The 3,988-nt window shown below is 65.8% G+C and carries 4 protein-coding genes; all 4 read left to right on the forward strand.

The window, feature by feature from the left end; translation table 11 throughout:
- Positions 1-805, forward strand: an 805-nt coding sequence (locus tag EN906_RS25590; RefSeq protein ID WP_127375467.1) for a substrate-binding domain-containing protein, incomplete at its 5' end; no start/stop codon positions are given.
- Between the two features lie 13 nt (positions 806-818).
- Positions 819-2,309: a sugar ABC transporter ATP-binding protein gene (locus tag EN906_RS25595; protein WP_236383134.1), complete on the forward strand. Its 1,491-nt coding sequence runs from the start codon at positions 819-821 to the stop codon at positions 2,307-2,309.
- A gap of 61 nt (positions 2,310-2,370) precedes the next feature.
- Positions 2,371-3,276, forward strand: a complete 906-nt coding sequence (locus tag EN906_RS25600; protein WP_245456869.1) for an ABC transporter permease — start codon at positions 2,371-2,373, stop codon at positions 3,274-3,276.
- The coding region (locus EN906_RS25605) for an ABC transporter permease (RefSeq protein WP_164777354.1) at positions 3,273-3,988 on the forward strand (716 nt) is incomplete at its 3' end. The genes EN906_RS25600 and EN906_RS25605, both read left to right, overlap by 4 nt.

Raw genomic sequence — 3,988 nt, forward strand, 5'->3', positions numbered from 1 at the left:
GAACCTGATCCTGCAGGGCTACGACGCGATCATCGTCCTTGCCGGCTCCGACACCGCACTCAACGGCGCCATCAAGGATGCCTGCAATGCCGGTATCACGGTCGTTGCCTTCGCCAGCGGCGTCACCGAGCCTTGCGCCTATGTCGTCGACTACAACCTTGACTCCTATGCCAAGGCAGAACTGGATTTCATCTCCAGCAAGCTCGGCGACAAACCGGCCAACATCCTCGAGATCCGCGGTATGGCCGGCGACGGTTTCGACAAGCGCCTGCATGAGGGCGTCGAGAAGGCGATGAAGGCGCACGCCAGCTACAAGGCTGTCGGCGAGGTCTATGGCCAGTGGACGGCGACCGTGGCACAAAAGGAAGTGTCGGGCATCCTGCCGTCGCTGCCTCAGGTCGATGCGGTGCTGACGCAGGGCGGCGACGGCTATGGCGCGGCGCAGGCATTCAAGGCCGCCAACCGGCCGCTGCCGATCATCATCATGGGCAACCGCCAGGACGAATTGGCGCTGTGGAAGCAGGAGCATGATGCCGGCGGCTACGAAACTTTCTCGCTGGGCGCCACGCCCAGCGTCTCGCAGGTCGCGTTCTGGGTCGCGCAGCAGATCCTGGCCGGCAAGCAGGTGCCGAAATTCGTCGAGGTGCCGCTCCTGCAGATCAATCAGCCTGACCTCGACGCCTGGCTGAAGACGGTTCCCGCAGGCGGCGTTGTCAATGCCGAATATCCGCAGGAGCTAGTGGCCAAGATCATCGACGCCAACGTAAAGAAAGAACCTCTGCCCGGCGTACCCGCGCCGAAATGAGCAGCATGGCCGAATGATGAACGATCCCACGTCGCCCAAAAAGGACGCAGCAGAGAGAGGCGATGCTGACAGCCCTCTTGTCGAGGTAGGCAATGTCCGCAAGAGCTATGATGCCGTGCATGCCTTGGGCGGCGTGGATTTTCATCTGAACCCCGGCGAGGTCGTTGGCCTGGTCGGTCACAACGGCGCCGGCAAGTCGACGCTGATGAACGTGCTGGCCGGCACCATCGAGCGCAGCAGCGGCAGCTTTCGCGTCGGCGGACGTGAGATCGGTGCCTGGAGTGCGGCCAGTGCCCAGCAGGCCGGTCTGCGCTGTATCTTTCAGGAACTGTCGCTCTGCGCCAATTTGACGTCGGCGGAAAACACCCGCATCGTGCACAGGTCCTTGCGTGGGTTGGGCTGGCGGCGGCGCGCGCGCCAGGTAATCGGTCCGGTGCTGGACGAGATCTTCCCTGGCCACGGCATCGACCTCGACAGGAAGGTCGCCGACCTGCCGATCGGCGAGCGACAGATGGTCGAGATCGCTCGCGCCTTCACGCAGACCAGCATCAAATTGCGCGCCGTCATTCTCGATGAGCCAACCTCGGCGCTCGGCCATGAGGCGACGGAGCAACTGCTCACCCACATTCGTCGTGCCGCCGGACGTGGTATCGCCTGCATCCTGATCACCCATCGACTGAACGAGATCCTCGCCGTCTGCGACCGCACCGTCGTCATGGTCGACGGCAAGGTCGTCGCCGAGCGGCCGACCGCCGGCCTGTCGCGCGCCGCGCTTGTCGAATTGATGGGCAGCATCGAGCGGCCCCGCGATCGCTCCGTAGGCAAGGCGTCGTCGGTGCAAGCTCCGGTTATCCGGCATGCCGGCCGCGACACCGCTGATCTGACCATCGAAGTCGGCAAGGGCGAGATCATCGGTTTCGCCGGGCTCGACGGCCACGGCCAGCGCGAGCGGCTGCGCGCGATGTTCTATGCCGCGCGCCGGCAGCGCGAGGCCTTGCCGGGTGCCTATGTTGCCGGCGACCGCGGCTCTGAAGGCGTGTTCTCACTGTGGTCTATCGCCGACAATCTGACCATCCGCAGCCTGAATGCGCTGACGCGGGGCGGCATGATTTCAGGCGCCGCCGCTCGCAAGCTGGCCGAGACCTGGTCGGAGCGGCTCAAGGTAAAGGCGCCTTCGATCGACACGCCGATCATGTCGCTGTCCGGCGGCAACCAGCAGAAGGTGCTGTTCGCTCGTGCGCTGGCGTCGGACGCCGAGGTGATCTTCCTCGACGATCCGATGCGCGGCGTCGATGTCGGCACCAAGCAGGAGGTCTACCGGCTGATCCGCGCGGAGGCCGAGAACGGACGCGCCTTCGTCTGGTACACAACCGAACTCGAAGAGCTGACCAATTGCGAGCGCATCTATGTCTTCCGCGAGGGCCGCGCCGTGACCAGGCTGGAAGATGAGGCCATCGAGACCGGCCGTATCCTGCAGGCGTCGTTCGGAGGCGACCATGTCTGACGCGGCTGCCCGAGTTCCGGCCCGTTCTCCTTCCAATCCGCGTTCGGCCTTGCTCAATGCCATGCAGGTCGGCCTGCCGGCTATCGCGCTGCTGGTTATGCTGGCCATCATCTTCAGCATCCGCCCGGCGGCGATGAGCTATTTCGGCTTCCATCTGCTGTTCAAGCTCTCGGTGCCGCTGGTCTTTGCCGCGCTGGCGCAGATGATGGTGATCATGCTGGGCGACATCGACCTGTCGAACGGCGCCTTTGTCGGGCTGATCACCTGCGTCACGGCGCTCTATCTCGGGGACGCGCCGGCAATCGCGGCGCTGTGCTACATCGTCCTGATCGCCGCCTATGCCGGTTTCGGCCTGCTTATTCATGCCCGGCAATTGCCCTCGATCATCGTGACGCTGGGCATGTCCTTCATCTGGCTCGGCATCGCCGTCATCCTGTTGCCGGCACCGGGTGGCTCGGCACCCGCATGGCTTGCCGCCTTCATGAGCTGGCAGCCGCCTTTGATGCCGCTGTCGATCTGGCTGGCGGCACTGGCGGCGCTCGCCGGCCATCTCGTCATCTCACGCTCCTCCTATGGCGTGGTGCTGCGCGGCGCAGGCGGCAATCCGCGCGCCGTCGAGCGCGCCGGCTGGTCCGTTATCGGCATCCGGGTCGCGGTCTATGCGGTCGCCGGCCTGCTCGCCTGTCTGGCCGGGCTGACGCTGACCGGCCTCACCACATCGGGCGACGCCAATGTCGCGCCGGCCTATACGCTGCTCGGCGTCGGCGCGGTGATCCTCGGCGGCGGCGCCTTTACCGGCGGCGTCGTCTCGCCGGTCGGCACGGTGGTCGGCGCTCTGACGCTGTCGCTCGCGGGCTCGCTTTTGTCTTTCCTGCAGGTGCCGCCGACGTGGCAGATCGGCGCCCAGGGCGTCATCCTGTTTCTCGTGCTGGCCGGGCGCGTGCTTTTGTCGGAGCGGACGCGATGACCCGGAGATTGAGCCTCGCGCCGTGGACCTACGGCTTCATCGTGGCGCTCGCAATGTGGCTGGCGACGACAGCCTATTCGGGCATCGGCAGTGCCGGCGCCACGTTGTCGGGCGCGCTCGCCTTCGGTGCCTTCAGCGTGGTGGTGGGAACCGGGCAGATGTTCGTGGTCGCTTCCGGGCCGGGCAATATCGACCTGTCCGTGCCATCCGTGCTGACGCTGGCCGCCTATGTGTCGATGACGGTGATGCAAGGGTCCGACGGCATGCTGCTGCCTGGCCTGCTTGCAGCACTTGCCGTCGGCGCTGTCGCTGGTGCCGCGAACTTCCTTGCCATCGTCGCGCTCAGGCTGCCGCCGATCATCGCGACGCTCGCCTGGAGCTTCGTCTTCCAGTCGCTTGCCTTCAATCTCGGCGGCCAGGCGACGCTGAAGCCGCCGGCAGGCCTTTCCCGGTTCACCTCGATGAGCCTTGGCGGTGTGCAATTCATGCCGATCGCGGTGATGCTGCTGACGCTGGCCGCCATGATCGCTCTCAAACGCACGGTCTGGGGCCGGCAAGTGCTGGCCACCGGCCAGAGCGAACCGGCGGCGCGGCTTGCCGGCATCAACGTCGCACGGGTGCGGTTGATTGCCTATATGCTGTGCGGCACGGCGGCGGCGCTCGCCGGCTTCCTGCTTGCCGGCTTCAGCGGCGGGGCAGCACTCAACATGGG

This window comes from Mesorhizobium sp. M7A.F.Ca.CA.004.06.1.1, assembly GCF_003999135.1.
In the GTDB taxonomy this organism is placed as follows: domain Bacteria; phylum Pseudomonadota; class Alphaproteobacteria; order Rhizobiales; family Rhizobiaceae; genus Mesorhizobium.